Annotated in this window: 16 protein-coding genes; 7 read left to right on the top strand and 9 right to left on the bottom strand. The window is 66.8% G+C overall.

What is annotated here, in order from left to right:
- Positions 1-14: 14 nt before the first annotated feature.
- Positions 15-797, bottom strand: a complete 783-nt coding sequence (locus DFO45_RS17950) for an NAD kinase (protein WP_012169484.1) — start codon at positions 795-797, stop codon at positions 15-17.
- Positions 798-1,030: 233 nt separating this feature from the next.
- Between DFO45_RS17950 and cutA the strand changes: the two genes are divergently transcribed.
- Positions 1,031-1,345, top strand: coding sequence for a divalent-cation tolerance protein CutA (gene cutA / locus DFO45_RS17945; protein ID WP_133865943.1), 315 nt, complete (start codon positions 1,031-1,033; stop codon positions 1,343-1,345).
- A gap of 30 nt (positions 1,346-1,375) precedes the next feature.
- On the opposite strand, the gene DFO45_RS17940 is transcribed toward cutA, so the two are convergent.
- The 5 genes from DFO45_RS17940 to DFO45_RS17920 all read right to left on the bottom strand — a co-directional run bounded on the left by DFO45_RS17940 (position 1,376) and on the right by DFO45_RS17920 (position 5,876).
- Positions 1,376-2,260, bottom strand: coding sequence for an MBL fold metallo-hydrolase (locus DFO45_RS17940; RefSeq protein ID WP_133865942.1), 885 nt, complete (start codon positions 2,258-2,260; stop codon positions 1,376-1,378).
- Between the two features lie 190 nt (positions 2,261-2,450).
- Complete coding sequence (locus DFO45_RS17935; protein ID WP_244421840.1) at positions 2,451-3,401, bottom strand: amino acid ABC transporter substrate-binding protein; 951 nt, start codon at positions 3,399-3,401, stop codon at positions 2,451-2,453.
- A 113-nt stretch (positions 3,402-3,514) separates the two neighbouring features.
- The gene (locus DFO45_RS17930) at positions 3,515-4,183 is read right to left on the bottom strand and encodes a L,D-transpeptidase (protein WP_012169488.1); all 669 of its coding nucleotides are present in this window, start codon (positions 4,181-4,183) and stop codon (positions 3,515-3,517) included.
- 246 nt (positions 4,184-4,429) lie between these two features.
- On the bottom strand, positions 4,430-4,954 hold the full coding sequence (locus tag DFO45_RS17925; protein ID WP_133865941.1) for a GNAT family N-acetyltransferase: 525 nt from the start codon (positions 4,952-4,954) through the stop codon (positions 4,430-4,432).
- 136 nt (positions 4,955-5,090) lie between these two features.
- On the bottom strand, positions 5,091-5,876 hold the full coding sequence (locus tag DFO45_RS17920; RefSeq protein WP_133865940.1) for a Bax inhibitor-1/YccA family protein: 786 nt from the start codon (positions 5,874-5,876) through the stop codon (positions 5,091-5,093).
- Between the two features lie 414 nt (positions 5,877-6,290).
- Between DFO45_RS17920 and DFO45_RS17915 the strand changes: the two genes are divergently transcribed.
- From DFO45_RS17915 to DFO45_RS17895, 5 genes are all read left to right on the top strand, one after another.
- Positions 6,291-6,611, top strand: coding sequence for a c-type cytochrome (locus DFO45_RS17915; RefSeq protein WP_133866013.1), 321 nt, complete (start codon positions 6,291-6,293; stop codon positions 6,609-6,611).
- Positions 6,611-7,006: a VOC family protein gene (locus tag DFO45_RS17910; protein WP_133865939.1), complete on the top strand. Its 396-nt coding sequence runs from the start codon at positions 6,611-6,613 to the stop codon at positions 7,004-7,006. Before DFO45_RS17915 ends, DFO45_RS17910 begins: the two co-directional genes overlap by 1 nt.
- Before the next feature lie 67 nt (positions 7,007-7,073).
- Positions 7,074-7,610, top strand: coding sequence for a gluconate 2-dehydrogenase subunit 3 family protein (locus DFO45_RS17905; RefSeq protein WP_133865938.1), 537 nt, complete (start codon positions 7,074-7,076; stop codon positions 7,608-7,610).
- Between the two features lie 81 nt (positions 7,611-7,691).
- The gene (locus tag DFO45_RS17900) at positions 7,692-9,260 is read left to right on the top strand and encodes a GMC family oxidoreductase (protein WP_133865937.1); all 1,569 of its coding nucleotides are present in this window, start codon (positions 7,692-7,694) and stop codon (positions 9,258-9,260) included.
- Between the two features lie 126 nt (positions 9,261-9,386).
- Positions 9,387-10,499, top strand: coding sequence for a glycerol dehydrogenase (locus tag DFO45_RS17895; RefSeq protein WP_133865936.1), 1,113 nt, complete (start codon positions 9,387-9,389; stop codon positions 10,497-10,499).
- Between the two features lie 86 nt (positions 10,500-10,585).
- Here the strand turns inward: DFO45_RS17895 and DFO45_RS17890 are convergent, their stop codons facing one another.
- Together DFO45_RS17890 and DFO45_RS17885 are read right to left on the bottom strand one after the other, a co-directional pair.
- Positions 10,586-10,888 (bottom strand): ribbon-helix-helix domain-containing protein, encoded by a 303-nt coding sequence (locus DFO45_RS17890; protein ID WP_133865935.1) that lies wholly within the window; start codon positions 10,886-10,888, stop codon positions 10,586-10,588.
- A 73-nt stretch (positions 10,889-10,961) separates the two neighbouring features.
- Positions 10,962-11,837 (bottom strand): LysR family transcriptional regulator, encoded by an 876-nt coding sequence (locus DFO45_RS17885; RefSeq protein ID WP_043878911.1) that lies wholly within the window; start codon positions 11,835-11,837, stop codon positions 10,962-10,964.
- A 158-nt stretch (positions 11,838-11,995) separates the two neighbouring features.
- Here DFO45_RS17885 and DFO45_RS17880 point away from each other — a divergent pair, with 158 nt between their 5' ends.
- Positions 11,996-13,180: an MFS transporter gene (locus DFO45_RS17880; RefSeq protein WP_245518174.1), complete on the top strand. Its 1,185-nt coding sequence runs from the start codon at positions 11,996-11,998 to the stop codon at positions 13,178-13,180.
- Between the two features lie 57 nt (positions 13,181-13,237).
- Here the strand turns inward: DFO45_RS17880 and DFO45_RS17875 are convergent, their stop codons facing one another.
- On the bottom strand, positions 13,238-13,762 hold the full coding sequence (locus DFO45_RS17875; RefSeq protein ID WP_012169498.1) for a DUF1269 domain-containing protein: 525 nt from the start codon (positions 13,760-13,762) through the stop codon (positions 13,238-13,240).
- Positions 13,763-13,913: the final 151 nt, after the last annotated feature.

The following is a 13,913-nucleotide window of genomic DNA, read 5'->3' as shown; positions in this document are numbered from 1 at the left end:
GACTCGGCATACGCCTAATAGATGAACTGTTCGCGCAGGATGCGTTCGTCCAGCCCATGATCGGGGTCGAACAGCATGTCCATGGATGAGGTCTTGTCGAGGCGCGCGGTGACCTCGATGATGTCGCGCACTTCCTTGTGATCAGCCACCGCGCTCACCGGGCGCTTGTCGGCTTCCAGGATCTCGATCTGGATGGTGGCCCGGTCGGGCACCAGCGCCCCGCGCCAGCGGCGGGGCCGGAAGGGTGAAATGGGAGTGAGCGCCAGCAGCGCCGCCCCCAGCGGCAGGATGGGGCCGTGTGCGGAGAGGTTGTAGGCGGTGGAGCCGGCGGGCGTCGCCACCAGCACGCCGTCGCAGATGAGTTCCTCCAGCCGCACCTTGCCGTCGATGGAGATGCGCAGCTTGGCGGCCTGATAGGTCTGGCGCAGCAGCGACACCTCGTTGATGGCCGGGGCGCTGTAGCGCACGCCGGCCGCATCCACGGCCTCCATCATCAGCGGATGGATCACCACATGGGTGGCATTGGCGAGGCGGGCTCGCAGGTCGTCCTCGCGATACGTGTTCATGAGGAAGCCGACGGAGCCGCGATGCATGCCATAGATGGGCACGCCCTTGTCGCGAAAGTGATGCAGGGTCTGGAGCATCAGGCCGTCGCCGCCGAGGGCGACGATCACGTCCGCCGCGTCTTCGCTCACGTCGCCATAGCGCTGGATGAGCCGCGCGCGCGCGGCCTCGGCCTCGGGCGTGCCGCTAGCCATGAAGGCGATGCGCTCGAAGCGCCGTGGGCTGTCATTCATTCCGGACAGTTGCCTCAGCTGCCACTCGGGGGAGGCGGCGCATATGGATACGCGGTCGCGCGCCGTCCCCGGTTCCCACACCGCTCAGCGGCAGACGGAGTTTCCGTCTATCCGCCACCAGCCGCCTTGTCGAGGCGGCGGGCCGCCGCCATCGCCAGGTGGCGCCGTTCGCACGGGGGCTGTTGCAACCGGGGCACGGCGCCTTACACACGGTCAATCACGGGAGAGCCGGTATGAGCATGCGTCTCGTTTACGCCACCTATCCGAGCCTGACGCTGGCGGAGGCTGCCGCGCGGCGTATCGTCGAGGCCGGGCTGGCCGCCTGCGGCAACATCCTCCCCACCATGGTCTCCATTTACCGCTGGGAGGGCCAGCTGGAGCGGGCGGAGGAGGTGGTGCTGCTGCTAAAGACCACCAAGGAGCGCGCCGCCGAGGTGGTGGAGGCGGTGCGCGCGGACCACCCTTACGAGGTGCCGGCGGTTTTCGTGCTGCCGGTGGAAGACGGCAGCACGGCCTTTCTCGGCTGGATCGCCTCGGAGACGTTCTGAGGGCGCGGGAGCGCCGTCAGCGCCCGGCCGTCAGAGGGAGACCCACGGCACCGGGTGGAAGCGGAAGCCGTCGTGGTGGGCTTCCAGATGGGCGGCACTCGGGAAGGGATAGTGGAAGCCGGCCACCAGAAGGCGCTCGGCGGCGGCGCGGCCCAGCCAGTGCCGGCGGTTCTTCTCGGCCAGCTCCGGATCGATGTCGAAGGCCGCATGCCAGCCGGGATTGCGAACGAACAGATAGGGCGTGTTCGTCAGGTCCGACTGGATGAAGAGCTGCGCGCCTTCCGAATCCAGCATGAAGGAGGTGTGCCCCGGCGTGTGTCCGGGCGTGCCGATGGTGGTGAGGCCGGGAAGGATCTCCTGGTCCCATGCATACTCGCTCACATGGGCCGCGACGACGTCCAGCACGCGCTGGGCATTGGCGAAGGCGGGCTTGAGATTGTCCGGCGCGCCGGCGGCATTGGCCGGGTTGAGCCAGAAGTCGCGCTCCCGCGCGGGCACCAGCACCTTGGCGTTCGGGAAGGCCGGCGAGCCGTCGGGCGCGACAAGGCCGTTGATGTGGTCGAGATGGAAATGGGAGATCACCACCGTGTCGATGGTGGCGGCGCCCACACCGATGGCTTCCAGATTGTGATGCAGGCGCCCCACCGTGGAGGGCTCCGCCTGCGGGCCGAAGCCGGTGTCGATCAGCACCCGGCGGCCGGCGATCTCCAGCAGCAGCGGATTGAAATAGATGGTCAGCTGGTCTTCCGGCAGGAAGGCCGCGCGCAGGGCGGCCTGCACCGCCTCCAGCGGCTGGTTGCGCACGAAGCCTTCGGCGAGCGGAAAGGACCGCGTGCCGTCCGGAATGGCGGTCACGGTGACGGCACCCACCTTGTAGCGGAAGGCGGCGGGCGGAAGCGGAGGCAGGGCGCGCATGAAGCTGTTTCCGTATCCGGGCAGCGGAGAAGCTGCCGTTGGGTCATGCGGTCGTGAGCGGCCGCAGTGCTGGGGCGTTTAGGGGAAAGCGTTGCATTGCGGTGTCACAGACCCGTGAGCTGAGCCGTGACGCCAGCAAAAAGGGCCGCTTCCGGAAGGAAACGGCCCTTGGTCCTGCGTGTGTCGTGCCTCAGCGGACCGGCGGGGCGTACTGGATGCCGCCGGCGCTCCAGAGCTGGTTCACGCCGCGCGGAATGGCGAGCTTGGAGCCCGTGCCGATGTTGCGCTCGAAGGCCTCGCCGTAATTGCCGACGGCGCGGATGATGCGCACCGCGAAATCCTTGGTGAGGCCGAGCTCGGTGCCGAAGTCGCCGTCCGTGCCGACAAGGCGCTTCACGTCCGGCTTCTGGGACTTCAGCGCTTCGTCGAGGCTGAGGGAAGAGACGCCCAGTTCCTCGCCGTTGATCATCACGTAGTGCGTCCACTTCACCACATTGAACCACTCGTCGTCGCCCTGGCGCACCACGGGGCCGAGGGGCTCCTTGGTGATGACGTCGGGCAGGACGATGTGGGAGGCGGGCTTGGCAAAGCCGGTGCGCAGCGCATAGAGCGCCGACACGTCCGTGGAGATGGTGTTGCAGGTGCCGTTCTCATAAGCCTTCACCAGATCCTGCACGGTCGGCAGGGTGACCAGTTCCAGCTTCATGTTGTTGGTCTTGAAATAGTCCTCGGCGTAGCTGGCGGCCGTGGTGCCCACCTGCACGCAGACCTTGGAGCCGTCGAGCTCGAGGGCCGATTCGATCTTGCGCGCGGCCGGGACGAGGAAGCCCTGGCCGTCGAAATAGGTAACGGCGCCGAACAGGAACTTCTGCTTGGCCTCACGCTCCAGCGTCCAGGTGGTGTTGCGCGAGAGCAGGTCCACCTTGCTGCCGGACAGCGCGGTGAAGCGGTCCTCGGCATTGAGCGGCACGAAGTTCACCTTCGCCGGGTCGTTTAGCACGGCGGCGGCCACCGCGCGGCAGAAGTCCACGTCGAAGCCCGACCACTTGCCGTCCACCTGCTGGGAGAAGCCGGGAATGCCGGTGCTCACGCCGCAGTTGAGCGTGCCGCGGTCCTTCACCGCCTTGAGGGTCTGGGCCATGGCGGCCGGGGCGGTGAACGCCACGGCGGCGCCGGCTACGAGCGCGAAAAGGGTCTTCATGGAAAGGCCTCGCGTCATCACGCAATTCCCGGAACGGAGAGAGAGGAGGCCGCTCAAAGCGTGACGGCCTGACGAATGATCACCTTCGTGCCCACTGGCACGCGGCTGTAGAGATCGATGATGTCGCTGTTCACGAGACGGAAGCAGCCGGAGGACACGGCATAGCCGATGGTCTCGGGCTGGTTCGTGCCGTGGATGCGGTAGACGGTCTGGCCCAGATAGAGCGCGCGGGCGCCCATGGGATTGCCGGGGCCGCCAGCCATGAAGCGCGGCAGATAGGGCTGGCGCTGGATCATCTCGGCCGGGGGGGTCCAGTCCGGCCACTCGGCCTTGCGGCTGATCTTCTCGAGGCCCTGCCACTGGAAGCCGTCGCGGCCGACGCCGATGCCGTAGCGCATCGCCCGGTTGTTGCCTTCCACCAGATAGAGGAAGCGGTCGGAGGTGGAGATGATGATGGTGCCGGGGGCTTCCGTGGTGCGGAAATAGACCGGCTGGCGGCGGTAGGCCGGATCGAGCTGGGCCTCGTCATCCTCGGGCGGCACGAGGCCGGGCTGGTCGCCGATGTCGAGGGTGGCGCCGGGCGTTCCGCGCGGCGCGGTCGCGCCGGGGATCGAGGCATTGGGCGTGGGGCGGGTGCCGAAAGCCTGGGCGTGGGCGGCGCCGGCGAGCACGAGAAGGCCGAGCTGCAGCGCGGCCGCGAGACGCAGGGTCTTGAACGACATGACGGAAAACCTCCCTTATCCCAGCCCCAAGGACAGGAGAGAGGCCGTCGCCCGCCGACAGCGTCCGCTGCGGTCTTGCCGCCGCAGGTTCGCCGCCGCCTGATCCTCCCCCGCATCCCGTGGTATGCGCGTGACGCAACCGCACCTACCGCCTTCGGGATAGCTGAGCCGCCGGGGAAGGAAAAGGGAAAAGAATGGTCTCATCCGCCCGCCGGCAAAGGAACGGGGGGCGGTATGTCGTGGAGCTCAAGCTTCCGGAATGGTGCTTTCGCCGGGGCCGAGATCGCGCTGCATCAGCACGGTGTCGAGCCAGCGCCCGAACTTGAGGCCGCTCCCCTTGATGATGCCCACATCGCGGAAGCCGCAGGCGCGGTGGACGCCGATGGAGCCGGCATTGGCGCTGTCGCCGATCACCGCCACCATCTGCCGGAAGCCGCGGGCCTCGCATTCCCTCACCAGCGTCGTGAGGAGCGCCTTGCCGACGCCGCGCCGCTGGGCGCCGGGCGCCACATAGATCGAGTTCTCGACCGTGAAGCGGTAGGCGATGCGCGGCCGGAACGCGCCGGCATAGGCATAGCCGAGCAGGGTCTCGTCCGTATCCACCGCCACCAGATAGGGATAGTCGCCGGCCATCAGCGCATCGAAGCGGCGCGTCATCTCGCCGACCCCCGGCGGGTCCAGCTCGAAGGAGGCGGTGCCGGTGCGCACAGCGTCGTCATAGATGTCGGCGATGGCGGGAACGTCGGCGAGGGTGGCAGGACGGAGAAGCATGGCGGCACGCGGCAGGAGGGAAGGGCAGGTCCACGCCCTTTAATCCCGCGGTGGCGGCATTTGAAGCCGTCTCAAAAGAAAAGGCCCCGGCGATGCCGGGGCCTTCCGTCCGTCTGTGCTGGGCTCGGAAGCCGGATCAGTTATTGTTCCGGTTGCCGAAGAGCTGGAGCAGCATCATGAACAGGTTGATGAAGTCCAGATAAAGGGTCAGGGCGCCCATGATGGCCTTCTTGCCGGCGACGACATCGTCGTCCGCCTCGAAGTACATCTCCTTGATGCGCTGGGTGTCGTAGGCGGTAAGGCCCGCGAACACCAGCACGCCGACCACGGACACGATGAACTGCAGCATCGAGCTCGCGAGGAAGATGTTCACCAGCGAGGCGATGATGATGCCGAACAGGCCCATGATCAGGAACGAGCCCATGCCCGTCAGATCACGCTTCGTGGTGTAGCCCCACAGGCTCAGCGCGCCGAAGGACGCGGCCGTGATGAAGAACACCCGCACGATGCTCTCGTGGGTGTATACGAGGAAGATGCTGGACAGGGAAATGCCCACCAGCGCCGCATAACCCCAGAACACCGCCTGGGCCGCGCCCATGCTCATGGACTGGATGCGGAAGCTCAGGAAGAACACAGCGGCGAGCGGCGCCAGCATGACCACCCACTTGAGCGGGCTCACGAACAGCGCGTAGCCGAACTGCGTCAGCATGATGCCGCCGGCCACCTGGCCTGCAGCTGCGCCCGGATTTGTCGTCACGGAGAGCATGAAAATGCCCAAGGCGGCCGCGCCAGTGATGGCAAGTCCAAGAGCCATATAGTTGTACACGCGCAGCATGTACGCCCGCAGGCCCTGGTCGATCGCGGCCTCCGAGCGCGTCACCGAGCCGTAACGCGCGGCGACGTTGCGATCATAGTCGGACATCGTCGGTTCCTTTCCTCATTCCATCGGCGGCATGGGCACAGCCCAAACCTATCCGACGCGCCTTCAATATGGTCGGAGCCCGTTTCCCGGACAAGACCGCCTTTGATGAAATTTCCGCAAGGTCACGTTCCGTCAGCAGCTTGGGCGGGACTGCGCTTCCGAAAAACCGGCGGATGGTAAGGCGGTCTGATGGCCTCCGGTCAGGAGCCGCGGCCTGCCGTCCGGCGGTGTCTAACAGCCCGCTACTACCACGCCCCCGCCGGCCTCTCCCTATAATCGCTCCAGAAAAACAGAAACGGAGTCGGGAGTGAGATGCGGGATGGGAAAAGGCGGTCCGGTTGGCGTGGACGGCATGCCGGAGCCGTGGTGGCGGTGGTGATGGCCGGTCTCGGCGCCCCTGCGGCGCTGGCGCAGATGGTGCTGCCGACGCAGGCGCCCCTCACCGGGGCGGAGCTCTTCAAACGCCAGTGTGGCACCTGCCACACCACCAACGCGGCGGACCCGCCCCGACAGGGGCCCACGTTGGCCGGGGTGTTCGACCGCAAGGCGGGATCGGTGGAGGGGTTCCGTTATTCGCCGGGCTTCGCCAAGGCGGATTTCAGCTGGGACGAGGCGCATCTCGATGCCTGGCTCACCAATCCGCAGGCGGTGATTCCCGGCGCGATCATGCCCTACCGCCAGCCCAAGCCGGACCTGAGGGCCGCTTTGATCGGCTATCTGAAGGAGTTGAAGTGATGGCCAAGCCCGTTCATGTCATGCTGCGCGTCCTCGATGAAGCGCGCGCGGTCGCCTTCTACGAGACCGCGTTCGGCCTGAAGGTCGCGGACCGATTCGATTTCGGAACATTCGCGCTGCTCTATCTGCGCGGCGAAGAGAGCCCCTTCGAGGTGGAGCTCACCGTCAATTACGACCGCACCGAGCCTTATGCGCTGGGCGATGGCTACGGCCATGTGGCGGTGACCGTCTCTTCCGTGGAGGCCGAGCACGCCCGGCTGGAGGCTGCCGGCCTCGCGCCGGGGCCGATCCGCGATTTCAAGCATGAAGACAAGACCCTCGCCCGCTTCTTCTTCATCACCGATCCCGATGGCTACAAGACCGAGGTGATCGAGCGGGGCGGGCGCTACATCTGAGTTCCAAAAGCAAGTGCAAGGCGGACGCCGCACAAGATGGCGCCGCCGCAGGATAGGGAGGAACGCCATGAGAGAAGTCGATCCCCGGACCCGCTACAGCCGCCGCTTCCTTCTGAAGGCGGCGGCCATCTCGGTGCCCGCCGCCGCGGTGGCGGGCGGCACGCTGTCGGACGCCTGGGCGGAAGGCGGCGTGCTGAAGCCGGCCAGCATGAAGACGCTGGCGAAGGCGGCGCGCGACATCTACCCCCACGATTTCCTGGGGGACATCTATTACATCGCCGCCGTAAAGCCGTGGAACGAGAAGGCGGCGGCCGATCCTGCCGTGAAGGCGATGCTGGAGGACGGCATCGCGAAACTCGATGCCGCCGCCAAGGCCGCCCATGGCGTGCCCTATGTGGAGGTGGGCTGGGAAGCCGACCGTGTGACGCTGCTCAAGAGCATCGAGACCACGGACTTCTTCAAGAAGGTGCGGGGCGACCTCGTGGTGTCGCTCTACAACCAGAAGGAGATCTGGCCCAAGTTCGGCTATGAGGGCGCCTCCGCCGACAAGGGCGGCTACATCCATCGCGGCTTCGACGACATCGACTGGCTGCCGAAGGCCTGATGCTAAGGCGCGCCCACGAACGGGCGCCGCCACCAAAGAAAAGACCGACAGGGAAACGCCAAACAGCCGGGAGGAACGTCCATGGCTCAGTTCGACAGGAACGATGACAGCGTTGTAGTGATCGTCGGCTCAGGAGCTGGCGGCGGCACGCTGGGCAATGAACTCGCCCAGAAGGGCATCAAGGTGGTGATCCTCGAGGCCGGGGCGCGCAACGAGATCCAGGACTTCGTGAACGACGAATGGGAGAGCTTCGCCCAGCTCGCCTGGACCGACATGCGCGTTGCCTCCGGCTCGTGGCGTGTGGCGCGGGATTTCCCGAACCTGCCGGCGTGGATCGTGAAGTCCGTGGGCGGCTCCACCGTTCACTGGGCGGGGGCCTCGTTGCGCTTCGAGGAGCACGAGTTCAAGGCCGCCTCCGCCTATGGCGGCATCAAGGGTGCCAATCTCCTTGACTGGCCGATCACCAAGGCGGAACTCGACCCGTATTATGCCAAGGCCGAAGACAAGATGGGGGTGACGCGCACCAACAACATCCCCGGCCTGCCCGGCAACAACAACGAGAAGGTGCTGGAGGCCGGCGCCCGCAAGATCGGCTACAAGGACTTCTCCACCGGGCGCATGGCCATCAACAGCCAGCCCCGCGATGGGCGTGGCTCCTGCCAGCAGATCGGCTTCTGCTTCCAGGGCTGCAAGTCCGGCGCCAAATGGTCCACGCTCTATACGGAAATCCCCAAGGGCGAGGCCACCGGCAATCTGGAAGTGCGGCCCAACTGCCATGTGGCGAAGATCGAGCACGACGCCAATGGCAAGGTGACGGCGGTGGTCTATTTCGACGAGACCGGCGCCACCCAGCGGCAGAAGGCGCGCGTGGTGGCGGTGGCTGGCAATTCCATCGAGAGCCCGCGCCTGCTTCTTAACAGCGCGTCCAGCCTCTTCCCGAACGGCCTTGCCAATTCCTCGGGGCAGGTGGGGCGCAACTACATGCGCCACGTCACCGGCTCGGTCTATGCCGCCTTCGAGAAGCCGGTGCACATGTATCGCGGCACCACCATGGCCGGCATCATCCGCGATGAGGCGCGGCACGATCCCGGCCGTGGCTTTGCCGGCGGCTACGAGATGGAGACGCTCTCCCTCGGCCTGCCCTTCATGGCCGCCTTCCTGAACCCCGGCGCGTGGGGCCGCAGCTTCACCTCGGCCATGGAGAATTATCCCCGCATGGCCGGCATGTGGCTGGTGGGCGAGGACATGCCGCAGGAGAAGAACGCCATCACGCTGGACAAGGAGGCCAAGGACAAGTTCGGCCTGCCGGTGGCCAACGTGCATTATGACGACCACCCCAATGATGTCGCCATGCGCAACCATGGCTACCAGCAGGGGGCGGCGCTCTATGAGGCGGTGGGGGCGGTGCAGACCTATCCCACAACGCCCTATCCCAGCACGCACAACCTCGGCACCAACCGCATGAGCGAGAAGCCGCGCGACGGCGTGGTGAACAAATTCGGCCAGTCGCACGACATCAAGAATCTGTTCGTGTCGGATGGCAGCCAGTTCACCACCAGCGCCGCCTGTAATCCCACGCTCACCATCGTCGCCCTCGCCATCCGGCAGGCCGACCACATGGCCGAACTGATGCGTCGGCGCGACATCTGAGCGTCGAAGCGCCGGGCTGGCTCGGTCCAGCCCGGCCGTCCCGAACCGGTCGTCATTTGCGGACGATCCCGGCCACGCGGTCGGGCTCGAATGCTGTCGCGCGCCTCAAGTTCCAGGATGCAAGTCATGATCAGCACAGCGATTTTTCCAAGCCGCTATGTCCAGGGCGACGGGGCGCTCGAACTTCTCGGCACCGAGGTTCAGCGCCTGGGATCCAGCGTCTATGTCGTTATCGATGGCTTTGCGCACAGCGCGTTCGGCGCGGACCTGACCCGCATATTCTCCAAGGTCGGGCCGTTCCAGATCGAGCCGTTCCAGGCGGAATGCTCGGATGAGGAAATCGAGCGGCTGTCGAAGCTTGCGCAGGATGCCACGGCCGATGTCATCGTCGGCATCGGCGGCGGCAAGGCGCTGGATACGGCAAAGGCGGTTGCACACCATCTGCGGCTGCCGGTGGCCATCGTGCCGACGCTGGCCTCGACCGACGCGCCCTGCAGCGCGCTATCGGTGGTCTATACCCCAGAAGGCGCGTTCAAACGTTATCTCGTCCTCCCCAAGAACCCTGATCTCGTGTTGGTCGACAGCGGCATCGTCGCAAAGGCTCCGGTGCGATATCTCGTGTCCGGCATGGGCGACGCGCTGGCCACATGGTTCGAGGCGGAAGACTGCCGCGCCACCCGCGCCGCGAACATGACCGGACGGCCCGGGCCGATGACCTCCCATGGCTTGGCGCGCCTTTGCTTCGACTGCCTGATCGAACAAGGCGCGATGGCCTGCACGGCGTGCGGGGAGGGCGTGGTGGTGCCGGCGCTGGACAATGTGGTCGAGGCCAATACGCTGCTCAGCGGGCTTGGCTTTGAAAGCGGCGGGCTGGCGGCCGCGCACGCGATCCACAATGGTCTGACCACGCTTGACGAGACCCATCACTATTATCATGGAGAAAAGGTCGCGTTCGGACTGCTGTCGCAGCTCTGGCTCACCGGCCGACCGCGCGCGGTCATTGATCAGGTATACAGCTTCTGTCGCTCGGTGGGCTTGCCCACGACATTCGGACAGATCGGCCTCGCCGGCGTCAGCGATACACAGCTGGAGCAGGTCGCGGAACGGGCCTGCGCGGCCGGCGAGACCATTCACAACACGCCGTTCGCGGTCACCCCTCCCATGGTGGTCGCGGCCATGAAGGTGGCCGATGCCGAGGGCCGGCGTCTGGCTGCCGCGTCTCCAGACCGGCGGGGTTGAACGCAGCGCCCCCGCTCACGCCGCGCGCAGCGGGGCGCGGCGCCGCCGCGTCCCGATGGTGTGTCGGGCTCCCCGGCGTTGCGCCTCTACTCCGCGGCCATCAGCGGGTGTCCGCCGATCGGCTGGCCGGCCTTGCGCGAGATATAGATGAGGCAGGAGCAGCGCAGCAGGGAGGCGAGATTCTGCACCTCGCCCCGGCAGTCCAGCACCTCGTCATGCAGCGTGGTGATGAACTTGGCGACGCTGCTGCCTTCGCTGGCGGCGATCTCTTCCAGGATGGTCCAGAAGGTATTTTCGAGCCGGACCGAGGTGATGTGCCCGCCGATCCGGATGGAGCGCGTCACCGACTGGTAATTTTCCTGGGGCTGATGTGCGAACATGTGGCACATGCGACCCTCCCACGTTCGTTTTGCCAAAGGCTAAGCCAATCGGCGGAAGCGAACAACCATCGTCCGCCCACGCTCAGGCCCGCAGCCGCGCCGAGAGTGCCTCGATGAACAATCGCACCTTGGCGGGCACGAGCCGCCGGGTGGGGTAGACCGCCCAGATGGCGAGCGTTTCCGGCTCTCCGTCCGACAGGTGGATCGCCTCCAGACGCCCGTCCGCGATTTCCTCGCGCACGTTCCAGAGGGAGAGGTTGGCGATGCCGAGGCCGGCGATGCAGGCCTGGTGCAGCGATTCCATCGAGGACGAACTGTAGCGCCCGCTCGCCTTCACGCGCACGCTGCGGCCCTCGCTGGCGAAGGTCCAGTGGCTGCGGTTGGGTGTGGTGAGGCATTCGTGGGTCTTGAGGTCCGCCATCGTCTGCGGCCGTCCGTGCCGGGCGAGATAGGCGGGGGAGGCGATCAGCAGGCAGGGATTGTCGGCAAGGCGGCGGGCGATCAGCGTGCTGTCGCCGAGCTGCGCAATGCGGATGGCCAGATCGATGCCTTCCGCCACCACGTCGACGACGGTGTCGGAGATCATCACATCCACGCGAACCTGCGGGTTGGCCTCCATGAAATGGGCCACCACGGGATTGATGATGCGCCGGGCGAAGGCGGCCGAGCAGGAGAGGCGCAGGAGGCCGGTCGCTTTGTCCTCGGGCGAGCAGATGCTGGCGATTGCCGCCGCCTTTTCCTCCAGCAGCGTCTGCGCATGGGGCAGGAAAACCTGCCCTTCGTCCGTCAGCGTCAGGGCCCGCGTGGTGCGGTGGACGAGGCGGACGCCCAGTTCCTGCTCCAGCGTCGCGAGGTGGCGGGATGCCGCCATGGGCGAGATGCGCAGACGCCGGGCCGCGGCGGCAAGGCTGCCGGCGGCGGCCGTCTCGGCGAGCACGGAAAGGGCGATGAATTCCATTGTATCAAACCTTGATATAATCGCGTAACACAGTCAGTCACTGGATCAAAACGCGTTATGGAGTAGCTTCCGCTCCGACTGGATTCCGGCGCGATGCCGGAACCCGCCGCCGGGCACCATCGGGCGTCCCGGCCGGATCGGGAGATCAAGACATGACAATGGGAACCACGATGGATGGTGCGGCCTCTGCCGGGCTTGGGCGCGGCACCACCTTTGCCATGGCGGCCGCAGCCGGCATCGCCGTCGCCAACATCTATTACAACCAGCCCATGCTGGCGCTCATGGAAGCGGCCCTGCCGGGCCCGCTGACCGCCGCCGTGCCCACGGCCACCCAGCTCGGCTATGCGGTGGGGCTGTTCCTGCTTGTGCCGCTGGGTGACCTGATGGAGCGGCGGCGCCTCATCGTCATCCAGTTCGGCGTGCTGGCGCTCGCCATGGCTATGGTGGCTCTGGCACCCACGGCCGGGCTCGTTCTGGCGGCGTCCTTCCTGGTGGGGCTGGCCTCCACGGTGGCGCAGCAGATCATCCCGCTCGCCGCCCATCTCGCGGCCCCCGCCCGCCGTGGCGCCACCGTCGGCACGGTGATGGCCGGGCTGCTCACCGGCATCCTGCTCAGCCGGACGCTGGCCGGTTTCGTCGCCACCAACTGGGGCTGGCGGGACATGTTCGGCCTCGGAGCGCCCATGGCGCTGGTGGCCGGCGGCCTGATGGCCCTGACGCTGCCCGCGAGCCGGCCGGACAGCGGCCTCGGCTATGGCGCGCTGATGCGCTCGATCCTGCATCTGTGGCGGGAGTTCCCGGCGCTGCGCATCGCCGCGGTGACGCAGGGGCTGCTGTTCGCCACCTTTACCGGCTTCTGGACCATCCTCGCCTTCCGGCTTCAGGCGCCGCCGTTCGGCCTCGGCGCGGACGTGGCGGGCCTGTTCGGCATCGTCGGCGCGGTGGGCATCCTCTCGGCGCCGCTGGCCGGGCGCATCGCGGATCGCCACGGCCCGTCCCGCATGGTGCTCGCCGGCGCGGTGGTGACGCTGGTGTCGTTCGTGGTGTTCGGCGTGTGGGGTTCGCTGGCCGGACTGATCGCTGGCGTCATCCTGCTCGACTTCGGCGTGCAGGCGGCGATGATCTCGAACCAGCACATCGTCTTTGCCCTGCGTCCCGAAGCCCGCGGCCGCATCAACACGCTGTACATGGGCAGCATCTTCATCGGCGGCGCCTCGGGCTCTGCCGGCGCGACGCTTGCCTGGTCCTTCGGCGGCTGGGGCGCGGTCTGCGTGCTCGGTGCGGTGCTCGGCCTTCTCGCGACGGTGCTCCAGATGGCCCGGGCGAAGGCCGCCGGCCACTGACTTCAGGATCCTTCGAGGGTCAGGCCCGCCGTGCGTCGCACGGCGGGCCTTTTCGTATCATGCGGCGGGCGGCGTCGGGGCTTCGCCCGCATTGGCCGGCAAGCCGGCGAGAGCGTTGCGCAGGGCCTGCTCCTTGCTGTGGTCGAGTGAGGTCTTCAGCACCACGCCGCCGAAGCCCTTGATGTCCTCCAGCACCTTGTCCGCGGTCATGGACTTGATGAGGACGAAGAGGGCGGCATTGCCGGGCGCGATGGAGCCGGCGAGATCCTTCATGAAGGCGTCGTTGACGCCGAAGTCCGAGAGGGCACCGGCGAGCGCACCCGAAGCGGCGCCGATCGCCGCGCCGACCACCGGCATCAGGAAGATGGTGCCCACGAGCAGGCCCCAGAAGCTGCCGCCCAGCGCGCCGGCGGCGGTGGTGTTCACGAGCTGGTTCAGCTTGATGTGGCCATCCTCGCTCTTGACCGCGATGACCGCGTCCTCGAGGGCGATCACATACTCCTTCTGCAGCGCGATCAGGTGCTGGCGGACCTCTTCGGCCTTCTGCTCGGAGGGATAGACAATAACGACGAGGTCGGACATCGGGGACACTCCGGTTGCGGACGCTGGAGGACGGCCGGCCGGATGGCATCCATCCGGGCTCAAGAATCGCCCTCGAACTCTCATGATAGAGAACGCAGGACCTGCCCCGCTTGCACGCAAGCAGCGCAGTGCGCGCTCCACGGTGATGGCA

The organism is Azorhizobium sp. AG788, assembly GCF_004364705.1.
Lineage (GTDB): Bacteria > Pseudomonadota > Alphaproteobacteria > Rhizobiales > Xanthobacteraceae > Azorhizobium > Azorhizobium caulinodans.
Note: the sequence above shows the minus strand (reverse complement) of the source record. Positions and strands in the feature narration are given on the sequence as shown.

What these genes read in the sequence shown, in the direction of transcription:
- DFO45_RS17950 (WP_012169484.1), bottom strand. Translation starts at nt 797, where the DNA reads ATGAATGACAGCCCACGGCGCTTCGAGCGCATCGCCTTCATGGCTAGC.
- cutA (WP_133865943.1), top strand. Translation starts at nt 1,031, where the DNA reads ATGAGCATGCGTCTCGTTTACGCCACCTATCCGAGCCTGACGCTGGCG.
- DFO45_RS17940 (WP_133865942.1), bottom strand. Translation starts at nt 2,260, where the DNA reads ATGCGCGCCCTGCCTCCGCTTCCGCCCGCCGCCTTCCGCTACAAGGTG.
- DFO45_RS17935 (WP_244421840.1), bottom strand. Translation starts at nt 3,401, where the DNA reads ATGGCCCAGACCCTCAAGGCGGTGAAGGACCGCGGCACGCTCAACTGC.
- DFO45_RS17930 (WP_012169488.1), bottom strand. Translation starts at nt 4,183, where the DNA reads ATGTCGTTCAAGACCCTGCGTCTCGCGGCCGCGCTGCAGCTCGGCCTT.
- DFO45_RS17925 (WP_133865941.1), bottom strand. Translation starts at nt 4,954, where the DNA reads ATGCTTCTCCGTCCTGCCACCCTCGCCGACGTTCCCGCCATCGCCGAC.
- DFO45_RS17920 (WP_133865940.1), bottom strand. Translation starts at nt 5,876, where the DNA reads ATGTCCGACTATGATCGCAACGTCGCCGCGCGTTACGGCTCGGTGACG.
- DFO45_RS17915 (WP_133866013.1), top strand. Translation starts at nt 6,291, where the DNA reads ATGGTGCTGCCGACGCAGGCGCCCCTCACCGGGGCGGAGCTCTTCAAA.
- DFO45_RS17910 (WP_133865939.1), top strand. Translation starts at nt 6,611, where the DNA reads ATGGCCAAGCCCGTTCATGTCATGCTGCGCGTCCTCGATGAAGCGCGC.
- DFO45_RS17905 (WP_133865938.1), top strand. Translation starts at nt 7,074, where the DNA reads ATGAGAGAAGTCGATCCCCGGACCCGCTACAGCCGCCGCTTCCTTCTG.
- DFO45_RS17900 (WP_133865937.1), top strand. Translation starts at nt 7,692, where the DNA reads ATGGCTCAGTTCGACAGGAACGATGACAGCGTTGTAGTGATCGTCGGC.
- DFO45_RS17895 (WP_133865936.1), top strand. Translation starts at nt 9,387, where the DNA reads ATGATCAGCACAGCGATTTTTCCAAGCCGCTATGTCCAGGGCGACGGG.
- DFO45_RS17890 (WP_133865935.1), bottom strand. Translation starts at nt 10,888, where the DNA reads ATGTGCCACATGTTCGCACATCAGCCCCAGGAAAATTACCAGTCGGTG.
- DFO45_RS17885 (WP_043878911.1), bottom strand. Translation starts at nt 11,837, where the DNA reads ATGGAATTCATCGCCCTTTCCGTGCTCGCCGAGACGGCCGCCGCCGGC.
- DFO45_RS17880 (WP_245518174.1), top strand. Translation starts at nt 11,996, where the DNA reads ATGGGAACCACGATGGATGGTGCGGCCTCTGCCGGGCTTGGGCGCGGC.
- DFO45_RS17875 (WP_012169498.1), bottom strand. Translation starts at nt 13,762, where the DNA reads ATGTCCGACCTCGTCGTTATTGTCTATCCCTCCGAGCAGAAGGCCGAA.